The 15773-nt window shown below is 65.0% G+C and carries 20 protein-coding genes, 2 tRNA genes and 1 pseudogene; 6 read left to right on the forward strand and 17 right to left on the reverse strand.

What is annotated here, in order from left to right:
- Positions 1–75: 75 nt before the first annotated feature.
- The 13 genes from WEG36_12985 to WEG36_13045 form a co-directional block, all read right to left on the reverse strand.
- A complete protein-coding gene (locus WEG36_12985) occupies positions 76–807 on the reverse strand; it encodes a lycopene cyclase domain-containing protein (GenBank protein MEX1258525.1) in 732 nt (243 codons plus the stop codon).
- Positions 808–850: 43 nt separating this feature from the next.
- Positions 851–1534, reverse strand: a complete 684-nt coding sequence (locus WEG36_12990) for a DUF6629 family protein (GenBank protein MEX1258526.1) — start codon at positions 1532–1534, stop codon at positions 851–853.
- A gap of 72 nt (positions 1535–1606) precedes the next feature.
- Positions 1607–2245 (reverse strand): hypothetical protein, encoded by a 639-nt coding sequence (locus WEG36_12995; protein ID MEX1258527.1) that lies wholly within the window; start codon positions 2243–2245, stop codon positions 1607–1609.
- Between the two features lie 7 nt (positions 2246–2252).
- Complete coding sequence (locus WEG36_13000; protein ID MEX1258528.1) at positions 2253–2558, reverse strand: DUF5676 family membrane protein; 306 nt, start codon at positions 2556–2558, stop codon at positions 2253–2255.
- Positions 2555–3235 carry an isoprenylcysteine carboxylmethyltransferase family protein gene (locus WEG36_13005; protein ID MEX1258529.1) on the reverse strand — a complete coding sequence of 227 codons (681 nt, stop codon included), beginning with the start codon at positions 3233–3235 and terminating at the stop codon, positions 2555–2557. Before WEG36_13005 ends, WEG36_13000 begins: the two co-directional genes overlap by 4 nt.
- Positions 3225–3419, reverse strand: coding sequence for a DUF2933 domain-containing protein (locus tag WEG36_13010; GenBank protein MEX1258530.1), 195 nt, complete (start codon positions 3417–3419; stop codon positions 3225–3227). The genes WEG36_13005 and WEG36_13010 overlap by 11 nt, the downstream gene beginning before the upstream one ends.
- Positions 3416–4444 carry a type II glyceraldehyde-3-phosphate dehydrogenase gene (locus WEG36_13015; GenBank protein ID MEX1258531.1) on the reverse strand — a complete coding sequence of 343 codons (1029 nt, stop codon included), beginning with the start codon at positions 4442–4444 and terminating at the stop codon, positions 3416–3418. Before WEG36_13015 ends, WEG36_13010 begins: the two co-directional genes overlap by 4 nt.
- A gap of 32 nt (positions 4445–4476) precedes the next feature.
- A complete protein-coding gene (locus WEG36_13020; protein ID MEX1258532.1) occupies positions 4477–5439 on the reverse strand; it encodes a CopD family protein in 963 nt (320 codons plus the stop codon).
- Positions 5436–5903, reverse strand: a complete 468-nt coding sequence (locus tag WEG36_13025; GenBank protein MEX1258533.1) for a copper resistance protein CopC — start codon at positions 5901–5903, stop codon at positions 5436–5438. The genes WEG36_13020 and WEG36_13025 overlap by 4 nt, the downstream gene beginning before the upstream one ends.
- Before the next feature lie 41 nt (positions 5904–5944).
- Positions 5945–7006: a hypothetical protein gene (locus tag WEG36_13030; protein MEX1258534.1), complete on the reverse strand. Its 1062-nt coding sequence runs from the start codon at positions 7004–7006 to the stop codon at positions 5945–5947.
- A gap of 1 nt (position 7007) precedes the next feature.
- A complete protein-coding gene (locus WEG36_13035) occupies positions 7008–7823 on the reverse strand; it encodes a hypothetical protein (protein ID MEX1258535.1) in 816 nt (271 codons plus the stop codon).
- A gap of 145 nt (positions 7824–7968) precedes the next feature.
- Entirely contained in the window at positions 7969–9441 is a 1473-nt protein-coding gene (locus WEG36_13040; protein ID MEX1258536.1) for an ATP-binding protein, read from the reverse strand.
- On the reverse strand, positions 9438–10118 hold the full coding sequence (locus WEG36_13045; protein MEX1258537.1) for a response regulator transcription factor: 681 nt from the start codon (positions 10116–10118) through the stop codon (positions 9438–9440). Before WEG36_13045 ends, WEG36_13040 begins: the two co-directional genes overlap by 4 nt.
- Before the next feature lie 203 nt (positions 10119–10321).
- Here WEG36_13045 and WEG36_13050 point away from each other — a divergent pair, with 203 nt between their 5' ends.
- The 5 genes from WEG36_13050 to WEG36_13070 all read left to right on the forward strand — a co-directional run bounded on the left by WEG36_13050 (position 10322) and on the right by WEG36_13070 (position 13335).
- Positions 10322–10612, forward strand: coding sequence for an SHOCT domain-containing protein (locus tag WEG36_13050; protein MEX1258538.1), 291 nt, complete (start codon positions 10322–10324; stop codon positions 10610–10612).
- A gap of 341 nt (positions 10613–10953) precedes the next feature.
- Positions 10954–11035: transfer RNA gene (locus WEG36_13055), tRNA-Leu, on the forward strand.
- 170 nt (positions 11036–11205) lie between these two features.
- Positions 11206–11976, forward strand: a complete 771-nt coding sequence (locus WEG36_13060; GenBank protein ID MEX1258539.1) for a hypothetical protein — start codon at positions 11206–11208, stop codon at positions 11974–11976.
- Positions 11977–12616: 640 nt separating this feature from the next.
- Positions 12617–12814 carry a hypothetical protein gene (locus tag WEG36_13065; protein ID MEX1258540.1) on the forward strand — a complete coding sequence of 66 codons (198 nt, stop codon included), beginning with the start codon at positions 12617–12619 and terminating at the stop codon, positions 12812–12814.
- The gene (locus tag WEG36_13070; protein MEX1258541.1) at positions 12814–13335 is read left to right on the forward strand and encodes a hypothetical protein; all 522 of its coding nucleotides are present in this window, start codon (positions 12814–12816) and stop codon (positions 13333–13335) included. Before WEG36_13065 ends, WEG36_13070 begins: the two co-directional genes overlap by 1 nt.
- 80 nt (positions 13336–13415) lie before the next feature.
- Here the strand turns inward: WEG36_13070 and WEG36_13075 are convergent, their stop codons facing one another.
- The 4 genes and pseudogenes from WEG36_13075 to WEG36_13090 all read right to left on the reverse strand — a co-directional run bounded on the left by WEG36_13075 (position 13416) and on the right by WEG36_13090 (position 15429).
- Positions 13416–13703 carry a type II toxin-antitoxin system prevent-host-death family antitoxin gene (locus WEG36_13075; GenBank protein ID MEX1258542.1) on the reverse strand — a complete coding sequence of 96 codons (288 nt, stop codon included), beginning with the start codon at positions 13701–13703 and terminating at the stop codon, positions 13416–13418.
- Positions 13704–13740: 37 nt separating this feature from the next.
- Positions 13741–14598, reverse strand: a complete 858-nt coding sequence (locus tag WEG36_13080; protein ID MEX1258543.1) for a hypothetical protein — start codon at positions 14596–14598, stop codon at positions 13741–13743.
- Positions 14599–14798: 200 nt separating this feature from the next.
- A tRNA-Val gene (locus WEG36_13085) sits at positions 14799–14873 on the reverse strand.
- A gap of 130 nt (positions 14874–15003) precedes the next feature.
- Positions 15004–15429 (reverse strand): annotated as a pseudogene (locus WEG36_13090) (efflux RND transporter permease subunit).
- A gap of 127 nt (positions 15430–15556) precedes the next feature.
- Here WEG36_13090 and WEG36_13095 point away from each other — a divergent pair.
- Positions 15557–15772: a hypothetical protein gene (locus WEG36_13095; GenBank protein ID MEX1258544.1), complete on the forward strand. Its 216-nt coding sequence runs from the start codon at positions 15557–15559 to the stop codon at positions 15770–15772.
- Position 15773: the final 1 nt, after the last annotated feature.

Here is a 15773-nt window from a genome sequence, read left to right on the forward strand (position 1 = left end):
GGTGCCCGTCATGGGCCGGCTCATGACGGTGCTCTTGATCGTGCCCCTCGTGATGATCCTGGTCCTTGTGCGTAGTCATGTTGTTCCCGAAACGGGTTGATGCGTTCGGATGCTCTCCGGACGCCGCCACGTGAAGTGCTCATAGACGCCGGCCCAGTAGCTGCCGAAGCCGGCGGCGAAGAGGAGCTCCTCCAGCGGCATGAAGCCGAGCGTGACCCCCGAGAGCGCATCCAGATTCCAGACGGCCTCGATGTAACCCGACGGCGCCGTGAGCTCCAGCCCCGCGAGGAAAATCATGTAAAAGAGGACGAAGACGACTCCGCCCAAAGCGGTGGACCGGGCCAGGTCCGGCCGGCACCACGCGCTGAGGGTCCCTCCCGCCAGCATAGCGACGATTCCCGGATAGATCGGGTTCCAACCGAGCGGAAGGAGGAGCACGAAAATGACGAAGGGCGCGAACAACACGAGCCGGTGGAGCCTGTGCCGCGGGTGGTGTCTCTCTCCCGGCTCTACGGGCTGAGCCGCACGGCGGGTCAGGGCGTTCACGAGGACCGCCCCCACACCACCGATCCCGAAGCAGAAGATCAGGCTCTCGATGTCGAAACCGGTCCGCTGCGCCAGATCGAAGACGCTCGGCGGATTCCAGTAAGTCGGAACGAAGAGCGGCTCCGTCAGTCCGAACGGTGCCGTGAACAGGCTGGCCCAGACCATCGCGCGTCGGTGAGCGGGAAAGCGCCAGTAGAGGAGTCCCCATGGTAGGAGAAAGGCGCTCGACCAGGCGAACCACACGTACGGCGCGGGGATCATGATGGACGATCTGCGCGTTCGACAGCCACGCGGTACGGTGAGGTCATGTGCCCCACCTCTCGGAAGAAGCTGCCACTCCCGGCGTGGCGGGAAAGCCCCCGAGCCCTCGGTATCTCAGATGGATGTAGATGAGCACGCTCAAAATCGCGTAGAAGAAGCACCAGATCGAGACCAGGGCGCTGGCATGCACCCAAGATGCTGCGGCAAAGGACCCAAACCCCAGGATCCCGAAGAGATTGACAAACCTGTGACTCGAGAAGAAGCAGCTGACGCACGTTGCCGCGAGGTAGAGCACCATCACCGGTACCAAGTAGAAGTGGGGCGACACGTATACGATGTGCTTGCCAATGACCTGTGCGACCACCGGGCGGGCCACGAGCGAATAGAGCAGGTAGAGACCCACCACGATGCCGGCGGCCTGAAAGGCGAAAAGCGTCTTCCTTCGCCATGGTGTCGAGTCCAGGAACCCGATGGCGAAGGGGACGTAGATGGGCCACAGAACATGTGAGAAGACCGCGTAGACATCGGTCATCACATGCTGGAGTATCGGCGCGTCGTAGCGGAACGTCAGCCAAACGACTCCCTCGACGGTCTGCTGAATGCCGAAGAGAAGTGGAATCGTCGCGAACGGTAGCTCGGATCGCCGCTCCACCTTCTTGATGGTCGCCGCGCCGATAGCCGCCAGAGACCCGCCGGCCGCAAAACTCGCGGTAGCCGAGAAGCACATGGCGCGGGATTCCTCCTCAGTTCAGATGTGACCCGCCTTGCCTACGGCGAGCCTTCTACGCTTCGAGGGGATCTAAACATCTCGGCGTACCTCTTCTTCGTGGCCCGCTCCGCGGAGGGCCTTTTCCAACATGACCAGAAACCCGAACGCGGGATCCTTGTGATCCGAGTGGCGAACCACCTCCCAATGATCGCGCAGGTAATCCTGCAGGAACCGGACGGCGTGACCCAGTGTGATCGTGTGGTATCCCCTGCCGCCGCCTGCGGTGGCGCCGAAAGCCACCATCCGGATCTGGTGGCCGACGGGAAGGTCCGCGCGCCCTTCCCGGAGCAGGCTCTCCACGAGTGAAGCCGCGTTGTCAGGAGGGCAGCAACCAAACCGCACGAGCGCCGCACGGAGGACTCCCGGGTCGCTCGCGGCTTCGTTAAGCACCGCACGGCCCTCCTTCACCTCACCGACGATCATGTCGGCATGCTGCGCTGGCGCGCCGAGCGCGGGGTCCGGGGCGGCCTCGACCTGCTCGCGGGACCTGCCGCGGCCACTCCGCAGCATGAGCCGTCCGGCACGGGGGAACCGGAATGCCAGGATGTCCAGGTCGGTCGCGGTACGGTACTCGCCGCCGCCCATCACCTCCAGTACGGGGTATTCGGCCACGGTGAAGTACCCGTTCACGCGCAGATACGCCTGCACCAGCGCGACGGCGTTATCCACCGTCGGGTCAGCCTCCCCGGACGCGGGCTTCGGCGCCGCCCGGGCCGAGGAACCGGTTGTAGAACGCGGCGGTGGTGGTGAACACGAGGCCGGTGCCCAGGCTCCAGCAGATCAGCCCCACAAAGAAGCTGCCCCAGGTGACCGATGGTGCCAGCCCGGCCAGGTCCAGATGGACCATGTAACTGGCAGAGGCGACGGAAGCTTCCGGCGCGAGAGCCACCGCCAGGGCGCAAAGAGTTGTGAAGAGCGCGGCGATGGAGGCGCCCGCAAGGCCGAATGCGAACGTGTCGAGCGGGGTGGGAGCGGATCTCATGGCACAACTCCTCGAGAGGGTGAAGTGGGCGTGCCGGAAGCCCGGCCTCTGAGGCGCGGGAAGAACTGCGGCGTGCGCGCGGCGTAGCGGTCATACTCGGCGCCGAACTGGGCGCGCACTTCCTGCTCCTCACGCCGCGCCAGCCGCAGGTACATCGCCGTCAGGGCGGGGAACATCAAGAGGGTGAGCAGCGTCGGCCACTGCAGCAGGAACCCGAACATGATTAGGATGAACCCGACGTACTGTGGGTGGCGCATGCTGGCGTACGGCCCCGTGGTGGCGAGCGCGCCGCGACGCATGGCGTCGTGGAGCACGCTCCAGGCTGCGGCCAGGAGCCAGAATCCTCCTCCGATGAAAGCGAAGCTCAAGAGATGAAAGGGGCCGAAGTGAGGGTTGGCCTCCCAGCCAAGGAGCATTTCGAGGAGGTGCCCCGCATCGTGGGACATCCATTCCACGCCGGGGACCCGGGTCTGGAGCCAGCCCGAGAGGAGGAAGATCGTCAGGGGGAACCCGTACATCTCGGCGAAGAGCGCGACCAGGAAGGCGCTGAAGGCGCCAAAGGATCGCCAGTCGCGCCGGGTCCGCGGCCGGACGAAGCTGAACGCGAAGAGGATGAAGACGGCCGAGTTCACGAAGGCCAGGAACCAGAGGCCGTAGGCGGGCGCGTCAGTGGCCACCGTGCCCTCCCCGGGCGTGGCCGCGGTGCATGAAGAGATGGGCGCCCACGCACGCAGCGAGCCACAGGAGCGGCCACGCGCCCAAGAGATGGGCCCGATGCTCGAGGATCAGCAGGACTCCCGCGACACCGAGGAAGAAGAGGAGGGTCACTCGCGCGGCGGAGTGGGGACGGGCCTCGCTCAAAGGAACTCCTGCCGGATCCCCAGTGCCGCGTCGGTCCGCTCGATGGACCGAGTGGGGTCCCGCTCGGTCCCGCTGAGGGCGCGGATCGCGTCAATGGTCTCGGGTACGACGATCGCCTGGTTATCCACCTGGTAAGCGTAGAAGAGCTCACGCCCTTGGACGGTCAGGATGTCCTCCCAGAGCGCGACCTCCCACATGTCCCCTCTCGGGCGCCCGATCTCTTTCATGACTTCTGCCGTGACGTTCAGGGCTTCGATCCCCTCGCCAGCCCTCACGAAAGCGATCCGCGGTACGGCGCGGAACGCGTCCAGGACTTCCTCCCGGGCGGCCGGGCGGGTCAGCTCCACGACCCAGTGGTGAAGGTGACCGACATTCTGTGGTGCCTTCGACGCCATCGTGATCACGTCCAGCTCCGGGATCACGGTTCGTGCGTCGGGACCCTGATGGCTAGGGATGTGCGGTTCCGGAACCATGGTGTTCATGATCCCATCCCGGTGGCTCTCCCACGGATCGGTCGCCCTTCGGATGAGAACGCCTCGGGCTCGGAGAAGGAGATCGGCTTTCCGCAACGCCAGGAGGGTGCGCACGGTGGCCGTGGTGTTGCACGAAACGACCCTGGTCATCCGGCGGTCGAGGGCGGACTCGTAGTTCGCGCTGGCCACGAAGCTATGGCCGGCCAGCTCGTGCTTCGCGCCTCCCTGGAAGACGGCGCGAATCTCCGCTTCCTCATAGATGGAGCGGTTCCGGGCGTCCACCCCCTTCGGCGTGCAGTCCACGACGACATCGGCCTCCGCGAGGAGAGACCGCAGCTCCCCCTTCGGCTCGAGCCCTGCCACCTTCATCTCCCTCAGCGCATCGTCGGTCGCCCCGTAGAGAGGGATACCTCGGCGCGCCGCGATCCGCGCACGCCAGTCGGTCGCGACATCCGCAACGCCGGCGAGGGTCATGTCGTCCTGGACCGTGACCGCATCGGCCACCCTTCGGCCGATGACCCCGTAGCCGTTCACCGCCACTCGGAGCGTCATGCCGTTCTCCAGGTTCATGCCAGAATCAACGCTCAGCTCAGATCGCGCGGCGTCGGAGTGGCCACCAGCACCGCCGTGACGAGGAGCACCGCGACTGCGACCAGCAGTTCGAGGGTCGCGGAGCGCCGGAGCCGCCCTGTTGCGGCGCCGTCCCCGAGAACCGGGCGAACCCGTAGAAAGTTGTAAGCTCCCACCGCGAAGAGCACCGAGAGGACCGCGACCTTGACGAGGAGTGTCCTCCCGTAGGTCGTCGCCCACAGCGCCTCGACGGACCCGATCTGCAGCCAGGCGGAGAAGATCCCCGTTCCGACCAGGACTCCGGCGAACGCCAGCGCGGTGGGCGAGAATGCCCGGACCAGCGCGACGACCGCCGGCGTGCGTCTTCCCTCCTCGAGCCGCAGCGCGGCCGGAATGCCCACGACCGCCAATGTCATCAGGCTCCCCAGCCATCCGCCCGCGGCGAGTACATGCACGCCGTCGGCGAGCACACTCAACGAAGTGGGCCCCGGTGCCGTCAGCGCATGACCCGACAGGGCGGGAGTGAACCCCAGCGCGAGAGTACCGGCCGCTGCGAGTGTCCACCCGGCGGCGGTGTCCCCGCGCGCGGCGACGAAGCCCACGAGGGCCGTCCCCGCCGCCGTCACCTGAATCCACCACCCCCGCCCCCAGCGCGTGCCGAGGACGGCGCTCCACGACTCCGGCGCCATCGCGTCATCCGGCCCGAACAGGGAGTACGACTGCGCGTAGAGCCGCGCCACCGCGGCAACGAGCACCAGCGCGGCCATAGCAAGCCCCAAGGCCGACGCGGAGCGCGCGGCAGGCCCGGCGAGGGCGGCACCCGCGCCGCTCGAATTGTCCCGGGTCCGCGGAAGGACCAACAAACGGAACCAGACGGCCCCTGAGACTCCGAGCAGACCTACAAACAGCGCCCACCGCACGCCGACGTACGCAGGCGAGCCGGCGTGAAAGGTCCAGTCCACCACCCACCCACTCAAGGGTCGTGATGATCCAGATGCGACAGGCCCTGCTCACTCGCCACGGTGAACATGATGCTATCGTTCACCGCGTGGCCGTCCGCACCCGCCGTCCGCCAGCGTATGATGTAAGAGCCGGGACTGAGCGACTGCTCGATGCCGGCGAGCAGGACGTTGGCCGAGTCGCGTTCGACCGAGGGGGCCGAAAGCGGTACGGTCGCACCGTCCCCTCCCATGAGCTGGATTCGGGAGACCGCCAACTCGACCGGCTCAGCGAACACAAGCCGGAGCCTCTCCGGCGACAAGGCAATGTTCTCCCCCTGAGCTGGCTCAGAGCGGAGCAGCTGCTGGTGGAAAAGGGCGGTCAGCGGAAGCGCCAAGAGCGAGAGCGCGCCCAGCACCAGTACACTACCGGCGACACGTCCGAGAGCGCCTCGGTGGTGCTTATTCCCGCGGTTCGCGGTCCCGGCTCGATCCTCTTTCATCGCAGTCTTCCCTCTACCTTCTGAAGTTCGCAACCCTCTCACTACGGGTTCACGGTCGAATGGTCGTGATCCATCACCGGCATCGCACCCGGCTGCGGCGGAGCGCCAAGGAGGCCCGTGGCCGGGCCTCCTTGTGCAGCGACGCCGTGCGCCTGGGCCATGGCAATCCACGCCTCGTCGGTCACTGCCATGGCTTCCGGATCCCTGAAGAGGTCGGCTTGCCGGTAGATCTCGTCGCGCTTTCCGCCCTCCGCCACGGCCTGGGACGCGAGGATGTCCGAGATCACGTCGTGCATCATGTGAAGATTGTCGAACACCGCGGCGAAGCGCGGATAACGCGCCGTAAAGGTCGGAGCGATCGCCGGCGTCATGGGCATCATGGACGGCAGATTGCCGGGAGGCGACTCGAGCATCTGCCAGAATCGGGAGACGGTCGCCTGGACCGCCGCCTGTCGGGCAGCCGGGTCGTCGTAGAGCAGCAGGGGCTCGTAGATGCCGACCTGGAGCCAGTGGTACGCCCAGATCAGCCCATTAAAGCGCGGATACTCCTGGCGGAACGCCATCGAAAAGTACTGGCCGTCCATGATTTCCATTCCCTTCGGGACGGCTGAGAACGCGAGGTCGTTCGCCAGGTAGTGTTCGAGGAGCTCGTCCATCGCGCGATCCCGCTCGGCCTCGCTCAGGCTCCGGTCCGCCAGGATATCGTAGGTCTGCCTATGTAGAGTATGCGACCAGTCGAACATCTCCTTCGCACGAGTCGCCAGCCGTGCGTACCGGGGCATGAATGCAGCCTCCGGCATGGGGAGCCGGGGCGGGTTCGGAAGAATCTCGAGAGCGAGGCGATCGAAGATCTCAGACTCCAGAAGCTCCACGGGCGCCTCGGGTCGCGTCAGGAGCGTCTCGTATAGGATGCCGTGTCCGAAGTCGAACCCGTTGAAGAGCCGGTCCACGGCCGGAAACTCGGACCGGAACGTCCAGTTGTGGTCGGCCGGAAGATGCAGCGGATGGTACACACGTTCCTGCGCGAGGAGACCGGACAGCGGCGCCGTGCTCAGGGTGAGCGCCAACACTGCGGCATGGGGCCAAAGCGGGCGAACCTTCATCTCAGGAGCCTCCGGGCATGAGAGCGCGCACTCCGAACTCGTAAGTCAGGCCCAGCGTCGTGATCCAATCCCGTCGTCCATGTCCGGACCAGTCCCGTCCCAGTCCGCCGTCCATGGCGAGCGTGGGCGTCAGCTGCAGCCGAAATCCGGCGGCGGAATGCACTCGCTGCTCGTCGCTTCCATCCGAAGCCGTCCAGGTCTCGGCCAGAAGGATCGTGTGCTGGAACGGAAGGACATAGTCGAGCGCGATTCCGGCCCACCAGTCTTCTTCTCGGTCCTGGCCGACGATCGCGGCGCCGTTCAGGTGCATCCGCACCGGACCGACGAGGCTACGCGTGAGGATCCCGCCGACTTCCAGGGAGGCGGATTCCTCCGACTCGCCGGGCATCCGGCCCGTCAGACGTATGGCGGCCGCCGGAAGCCTCGGACCCTCGACCCAGAGATTCAGGAGCGCCGCAGCGGTCGCCTCAAGAAGCCCGGTGCTCGAGTGCGCGCCGTCCCGCACGCTCTCCATGGCGACCCCCGCGGACACCTCGAGTCCCGAAAGAAGCCCATGCTTCAGCTCGATCGAAGGCGTGTAGCGGATCGCGCCGGATTCGTCCTGAGCGAGGGAGATGGGCGAGGCCTGGAGCTCGAAGGCCCAGCGCTTCGTGGTATAGGCATCCTCGACTCGAAGGGGCCGCCCGTGGTCGAGATTGTAAAAGTCTGTCTGGGCTAGAAGGGCCGTGGGAGCGACCAACGCCCCCATGGCGAACAGCCCCGCCCAGAGGATCGTTCGGCGAAGCTGAAGACCCAGCAACCGAAAAGCGCGTTGCATCGCGGATTCCGCAAGAAGTCAGAGGGAGACCGGGCGGAGCCGGGAGATCGCTCCGGACCGGCACCCACCAAGTTACGGGGCCGGCGATGAAGAAAAGATGAAGGCCGCGTGAAGAAGGCTTCATCCGCGACTGATGGGGATCGGATCAGCTCGAGGCGGCTGTCGGGGCGGACCCACGAGCGGGAGCCATCGCCTCCGAATGGGGAAAGAGCGTTGGAATTCGAACCTCGATTCGGGCTCCGCCGAGGCGCGAATCGTTGGATGCGGTCACGGATCCCCCATGCTGTTCGGCGATGACCTTCGCGATCGCGAGACCAAGCCCCGTCCCCTCGTTCCGCATCGTTTGCGAGCGGCTCGGATCCGCGCGCCAGAAGCGTTCAAAGATCGCCAGCTCGCTCCCCGCCGGGATCCCCGGGCCCGAATCCTCGACCGAAATCCTCGCCTCACCCTCCTCGGAAGTCACTGTGACGGTCACCCGCCCCCCAGTTCCAGCGAACCTCACCGCGTTCTGCACGAGATTTCCGGCCATCTGGGTGACGAGGTCCGGATCGAAGACGCCGGGAACCGGATCGGGTGCGACGAGCTCAATTTGTACCGAATGCGCTTCGGAATCTCCGGAGGTCCGTGCGATCGCCTGTCCCACCAGTTTCGTCAGATCGGCGCGTTCCAGCCGCGGCTCCACGGCGCCGGAATCGGATCGTGCCAAAATGAGGAGCCCCTCCACGATGCGGCTCAGGCGCATGACTTCTTCGCAGGCACTGACCAGAACTTCCTTGTACTCCTCCGTACCGCGGTCTCGTCGGAGCGCGAGCTCCAGCTCGCCCCGCATCGCGGTCAGCGGTGAGCGAAGCTCGTGGCTCGCGTCGGCGGTAAAGCGGCGCTGAACCTCGAAGGCCGCCTGGATTCGATCTAGCATGTCGTTCAGCACATGCACCAGCCGCTCGTACTCGTGAGTATCGGCATGCGCACCGATTCGCCGGCGGAGAGACCCCGCGCCGACCGCCTCCGCCTCGTCGATGATCTCGGTCACCGGCCGGATCGCGCGAATTGCCAGCCAGCGACCACCCAAAACGCTTCCGATCCCCACGAGCACGATCAGAAGGAAACCGGACAGCGCCGCCCGGCCGAGCAGGGTATTCCTTCCTTCGAGGGGCGCGGCGACTTGGAGCACATGCTCCGCATGCATGTCTCCCAATCGCACGAGGGGATAAAACACGGATCGCACCGGAATTCCCTCGAAGGAGGCGTCTTCCCATACGAGTTGTCCCGCCGCCGAGAGCCGAAGTGCTTCCGGCTCCAGGGGGAGGTCCCCGGTCATGTATTGGCTTCGCAGTAAGCTCTCCCCGTTCCCGCTCCATACCTGGGCGTAGCGCACGAGCTCCCGGACCGACGCCGCCTCCGCGGGAGTCAGGTCCCACTCGTGGAAGTGCATCTCTCCGGTTTCGCGGTCGGTGAGCGCGGCCGCCTGAATCGCGGCGACGTTCAGGATGTTCGCGCGGAGCTCACTGTCGAGCGTTCGCCGGAGGATGAAGTACGATCCGACGACACAGACCGTGATTCCGGCGGTCGTGATCAGGGCGAACCGGATCGCGAGGAGGTCGCGGAAGGACCGCTTCATTCTTCCTCCTTGCGTTCCAGGATGTACCCGACGCCTCGAACCGTGTGGATGAGGGGATCGAGATTCGAGCCCCTCAGCTTTTTTCTGAGGTTGGCCACGTGAACGTCCACGACGTTGCTCATCGGGTCGAAGCTCAGATCCCAGACGTTCTCGAGAAGCTCGGTTCGACGCACGACCTGTCCCGGGCGGAGGAGAAAGTATTCGAGAAGGGCGAATTCCCGCGGCGTGAGGTCGAGGAGCGCTCCCCGCCGACGGGCTTCGTGGCGGATCCGGTCCAACTCGACGTCATCGTAGGTCAGGCGATCGGTTCGCTGCGAACCGCCACGGCGCAGAAGGGCACGAATACGCGCCAGCGCCTCGCTCAGGCTGAACGGCTTCGTGAGGTAGTCATCCGCGCCCGCATCGAGGCCCGCGACGATGTCTTGCTTCGAGTCGCGAGCGGTGAGGAGAAGAATGGGCGCGGGACTCTCTTCGCGCCGCAGATCTCGGGTGATTTCGAGGCCGGAGCGGCCCGGGAGCATGACGTCCAGCACGAGGAGGTCATACTTCTCGACGCGGGCCTTCATGGCACCTTCGATGCCGTCGGCCGCCACGTCCACCGTGTACCCCTCCTCCTGGAGCGCACGCTCCAGAAAGCGAGCGACCTTGCGGTCATCTTCGACGACCAGGATTCGCATGGAACTCCGTGAGCAGGGGACCTTACGGACCGAAGGTCCAGCCCCGACGCAGGCCACGCGGGTGCCGGTCCCGATCAGGTGAACTGATACACGGTAGCAAGGAATCGGGCGAGGGACGCGGCCGAGATTCCTAGGAATCCGGAGCCCCACGCTGCACATTCATGCGATAAGAGGTGGTAAGTTCCCCCTGCCCGGAGGGTCAAATGCTCACACCCACGAGATCGCTGGTTACCCTCCAGATCCCCTGGCAATGGCACGCCGATGGGCACATGTCCATGCACTGGGGATGGTGGACACTCTGGGCCTTCCTCTTCGTCGCTCTCGCATGGTGGGCCCTGACCCCTCGCGGGCGAGGCGGAGCGCGGTCCGCCGGCGACGTGCAACGGGAATCCCCTGAGGAGATACTTCGCCGCCGCTTCGCCGCTGGAGAGATCGACGAGGGAGAGTTCGAGCGCCGGTTGCGGAAGCTGCGCTCGCCCGACGAGACCTCATGAGGGGTATCCCTTGGGGGTCAGCTCCAGGCGATTGTCCATCGAGCCGCCGTCCGACGGGTGGACGGAACGTGCGCGGCCAATCCATGCGGTCCAAGTCGCATCGAGGATCGGCCTCGGGATGGCCTTGTTCATCGGTGCGCTCTTCGTGACCGTGGCGTTGACCTATTCGGGTGGCCTCCAAGGAACGGGAGACCCGAAGAGCCCGCTAGGCGGGGGATCGAGGTGAGCATCGAGCCGTCGCCGGGGTAAAGGGGGCGAACCCGAGCAGCCCGTCCGGTCGGAATGTGGGCTTGGCCGAACGGCGCACTCGTGGCCATTTTCGGGGTAGAACATTTTTCGGGCGGGATGGCGGAATCGGTAGACGCGGAGGTCTCAAGAACCTCTGGGGGAAACCCCTTACGAGTTCGAATCTCGTTCCCGGAACTTAAGTAATGAGAACGGTTTGCGCGGGTCAGGCCGCTCCTTAGGGGGCGGCCTTTTTCGTGGTCGGTGCGCCAACGCTCCGCGCTCGATCGTCCGGCCCAATTCTTGCCTTACTCCAGATCACTCGAAAACCCCAGACACGCCAGTCATCACACCTCCAAGGGGGAAGCATGAACTGCAGCCGTTTTGCGCGCGTTGCGGCCGTCACGGTTCTCGCATTGCTCGCCGCATGCAGTGAGGCCGGAATCGTCGAGCCTCACTCCTTCCAGGCCACTGATCCTTCGATCTCTGCAACCCAGTCTTCCGATGGCGCAGGCAACACGGGCAAGATCCAGATCTGCCACCGCACCAACTCGGTCACCAACCCCTACGTCCTCATCGCGGTTGCCAACTCCGCTGCCGACGGGATTGCCGGAAAAGGCGAGGGCCAAGGTGACCACTACGCCAATCCGTCTCATCAGGGCCCGATCTTCGACCCCGAAATCCACACGCACAGTTCGGACGATTGGGGAGACATCATCCCGCCCATGGAAGGCATCCACCAAGGGAGGAACTGGACCGAGGAGGGACAAGCGATCTACGACAACGGCTGCAAACTGGGCTCGGAAGACCCCGAACCCGAAGCGGGCGAGATCCAGGTGGCGATCGAATTGTTTCCGCCAGCGAACGACCTCGAGTTCGTCTTCACGGGTGCCGTGAACACGACCCTCGTCAGCCAGGACCCCACGACTCCTCCCTTTGGACAATCCGTCCCCCCCGGCACGCACTTGGTAACCGGGCCGGGGTCCGCTCCCAACGGATATACCTTGGTCGGCATCACTTGCTTCGAGAGTATTGCACCTCCGCCCAGCTCGGGTGACGTCGGTACCGCTACGGCGACCTTCAGCGTCGAGCCGGGTGAGGTTGTGCAGTGCGTATTTGAATACTTCCAAATTGGGTAAATCTGAAAGGGAAAGGGACCCCGGCCTTCGGGTGGGGGTCCCTTTGTCGACGATGCGGGATCAACGACGGATAGGCATCATAGGGGCAGCGCGTCCGTAACCGTAGGAGGTTCGATGGGACGGCTGGCCCCGGAACAGAGTTGGCGTTCTCCCGAGGGGCAGGACACTCTGAGATTTACGAGAGCCCAGGAGTCCCCACTCAGCTTCCCCGTCGGCTCTCGGAAGTTCACACCGCCTCGTTGTAAGTAGGGCTATTGACAACCCGCCACACTCTCTTCGTGAACATCCAGGATGCGCCCGTCGTCCATGTCAGCCTGGCTTCCGTCTGGGAGGTCGCTCTCAAGATCTCGTTGGGGAAGCTGAAGATTCCCGGGCCGGCTGGAGGCGGCTGTCGATGCGAGCGGCTTCAGCAAACTCTCAGTCATGTTCGCCCGCGCCGCGGCTCTGGCGGATCTTCCTTTTCACCACCGCGATCCCCTCGATCGCATGCTGATCGTGCAGGCTCGATTGGAAGGGCTCACCATCGTGACGGCCGACCGGAAGCTCAAACCTTCGGGGGGATGGGCGCGATGCACGACGCACTGCTCTCGACCCTCCTGGACCTCACCTGGACGATCCGATCAGGCTGGACGTCCACCCGATGAAATACATCCGCGGCGTTCGCGGACGCACCCAGACCGAGGTCGCGGCCGAGCACGGGGTGAGCAACCAGGCCGTGAGCCAGGCGCTCGACGCGGCGCGATTCTCGAGCGTGGTTGAGGGCGAGGACGCGGCGCCGCTGTATCTGGAGTGGATCGCCGGCGGGAAGGAATCCGGGCACCAGGAGGAGGAGGTATAGTGTCGATCGGGTCTCCGGACTTCGTCCTGCCTGCTATCGAGGTACCGGCGCTCCTGCTTCTGTTGATCGCCGGGTACCTGGTCGGTGACTTCGCCCTCCCGACGCGTCGCATGGCCATGGGCAAAGAGCTTGCCAGGGTCCGGGCCCGCTCGGGCTTCCCCGGGGGCCCCAAGCGGGCCACGCCCCCGCGGTTACTCTTCTTTCGGCAGAAGAGCCAACAGCTCTCGGGGAGTGAGGACTTTGACATCGTGCCGACCGTTCACCGGACGATAGTGGCGGGTATTTCCTGTCACGAGGGCATCGGCCCTGGCAGTGGCCGCCACCTCGAGGAACGGCAGGTCGTCGGGGTCGGGCAACTCCACGGAAAGAGGACGGGCGAATACGGTCTCGCCTATCCATTCGATCCCTGCGAGCATCGCACGAACGTCCTCGGCATCGAAGCCGCACTTCGGTCGCGAGAGCACCTCTCGATACTCCGCCAAGACTCGGCCATCGTGAAGCAGGCCGAGATCACCCTGTAGTGCCAGCCGGATCACTTGGGCCGGCGGGGCATGCGGCGAGAGCATCGCAGACACCACGACGTTCGAGTCGATCACGACCCTCATGCGGGTCGGCGTTTCTTTCGTGCTTCGCGGATCTCCTGATCGATCTCCTCGGGCGACATGCCGCTGACACCACGCTCTTCAGCCTTCCTCTGCATCCGACTCATCGCCCTGAGGGCGCGCAGCCGACGAAGCATGTCGAGAGTCTCCTCGATCTCGTCCTCACCGATCCCGACCGCGACGGCGAAGGGCCTTCCGTCCACTGTCAGGACGACGTCATCGCGCTCCACGGCCTTCCGGAACTGTGAGGGATTGTTCCGAACCTCTCGAGAAGTAATGAATTTCATGGACGGAGCTCCTGTAGCTAATGGCGCTACAATATAGCTACGATTCTCGTCGGCGGCAATCCGGTTCGTCGCGCTCCGCACCCCTGAGCACGCCTTCCGCAATGATCAGATTCCAGCGAGGCACCAGACGTCCCCCCCAGACCTCGGTGCGACACCGTCTCGGGAGGTACTGCGGCGAGCGGGGTCGTTGTCGCTCGAGGTCGAGCAGGAAGTCGTCCGGCACGAAGAAGTGGTCCCGATACGTATCGAGGAACCAACCAACGGCAGCGAAGAGGATCCGGAGGTCGTAGGCATCGAGCACCGCTGCGAGCAGGTCGAAGTCCAGGGAAGCGAAGCCCCCTGCCGAGGAGACCAGCTCCTCGAGCCCTCCGACCAGGCGAAGTTGCCGGAAGCCATCGACCAGCGTGCGCTCCCTCCCGGTCACGCGGACCGTGGTGTGAAGGTAACCCACGGATCGGACGCCGAGGTCGGTCGCCTCCTTGCGGACGAGCGCGACAGGATGGGGGAGGATCTCGACGCGAGCGTTCCGCAGCTCGAGCGGTCGGCGCCGACGGCTCGATAGGAGACATACGACGTTCCAATCCGAGTGTCCGGCACCGAGGAGGTTGAGGGCCGAGTGATAGGCGAAGACCCCGTCCGGGCGCAGGGCCGCCCCCACCAGGTAAGTATCAGGGGCAACCGCTTCGGGATCCTCTCCCGGACGTAGCGTGGCATAGAGGCCGCGCTCCAGGCTCACAACGCGGCCCGTCAATTTGAGGTACTTGAGCCGTTCCGCGAGGAGGGGCGACGGTCGGCGTTCGCCATGAGCTTCGGCGAACATGGAGCCCGTGAAGACCGGATTCCGGTCGAGAAAGATCTCGGACTCAGAGGCGAGAACTTGACGTTGCGCGTTCATGACGGGTAAAAATTACCCCGTATGTGCACGTAACGTCAAGTCCAAGCTCCCAACACCCAACAACATACCCACTTCCCTTCGGCCTTCCTCCGCACCGCCGAAAGCCCTTCTCTCACTTCACTTGATAGCGGGCGCTGAGGGATTAGCTTCGCGACGCTCCGCTGATCCTCAGCGGTACGAGGCCGGTCTTCGACACGGCATGGGCGCTGAGGGATTCGAACCCCCGACCTCCTGCTTGTAAGGCAGGCGCTCTGAACCAGCTGAGCTAAGCGCCCCAAACTTCGGTTTGACAGTCACTTGCAACAAGTACGATGCACGCTCCCCGCTGCGTAAGCTGTGGCGAAAGCAGGAAGGAGACAACAGGGATGAGATGGCTTAGGGTTGACCTGGCCGCGGCCGGATGTATCAGCCGCTTCGATCTGCCCCGCGGTGCATCCAGCCGTAGAGCACGGGGAGTACGATGAGCGTCAGCACCGTGGAGGTGATTAGTCCTCCCACCACCACCAGAGCCAGGGGTCGCTGGACTTCGGATCCAGGACCCGTTGCGAGCAGCAAGGGGACGAGCCCGAGGCTCGCCGACGCCGCCGTCAAGAGGACCGGCCGCAGTCTCACCATTGCCCCCCGTTCGATCGCCTCTCGCAGCACGAGGCCCTCCGTCGCATACAGCTGATTGAAGTAGGTGATGAGCACGAGACCGTTCGCAACGGCGACGCCGAACAGGGCGATGAAACCCACGCTTGCGGGTACGGAGAGTGGAGCACCCGCGATGAGCAGAGCGAGTAGGCCGCCGACCAGCGCCAGCGGAATGTTCAGGGTGATCAGGAGCGCCTCCAAAGTTGCCCGGCGGGCGATAGTTTCCCGAGGATGATACCCAGCCAGCCATGGGCCGGCGGTGGCCGCCGAATCGTAGGCGGGCCGCGACTGTGCGTACGTCTTTGAACGAAACGAGGACCGGCAATTGGACGGACTGACGGCATTTGGCCTGTTCGCCGTGACGGGCATGTTGGTCACTTACGCATTGGAGCACCGGAGCGCCTGGTTCGTCCTCGGATTCGCGGGGGCGTGCGCGGCGGGATCGCTCTACGGCTTCCTCCAAGGAGCGTGGCCGTTCGGCGTGATCGAGGCGGTGTGGTCTGTGGTCGCGTGGCGCCGTTGGAGACGATCTCGCCGGTAGC

The sequence above is a fragment of the Gemmatimonadota bacterium genome (assembly GCA_040882465.1).
Taxonomy (GTDB): Bacteria; Gemmatimonadota; Gemmatimonadetes; order Longimicrobiales; family Gaopeijiaceae; genus JBBEBG01.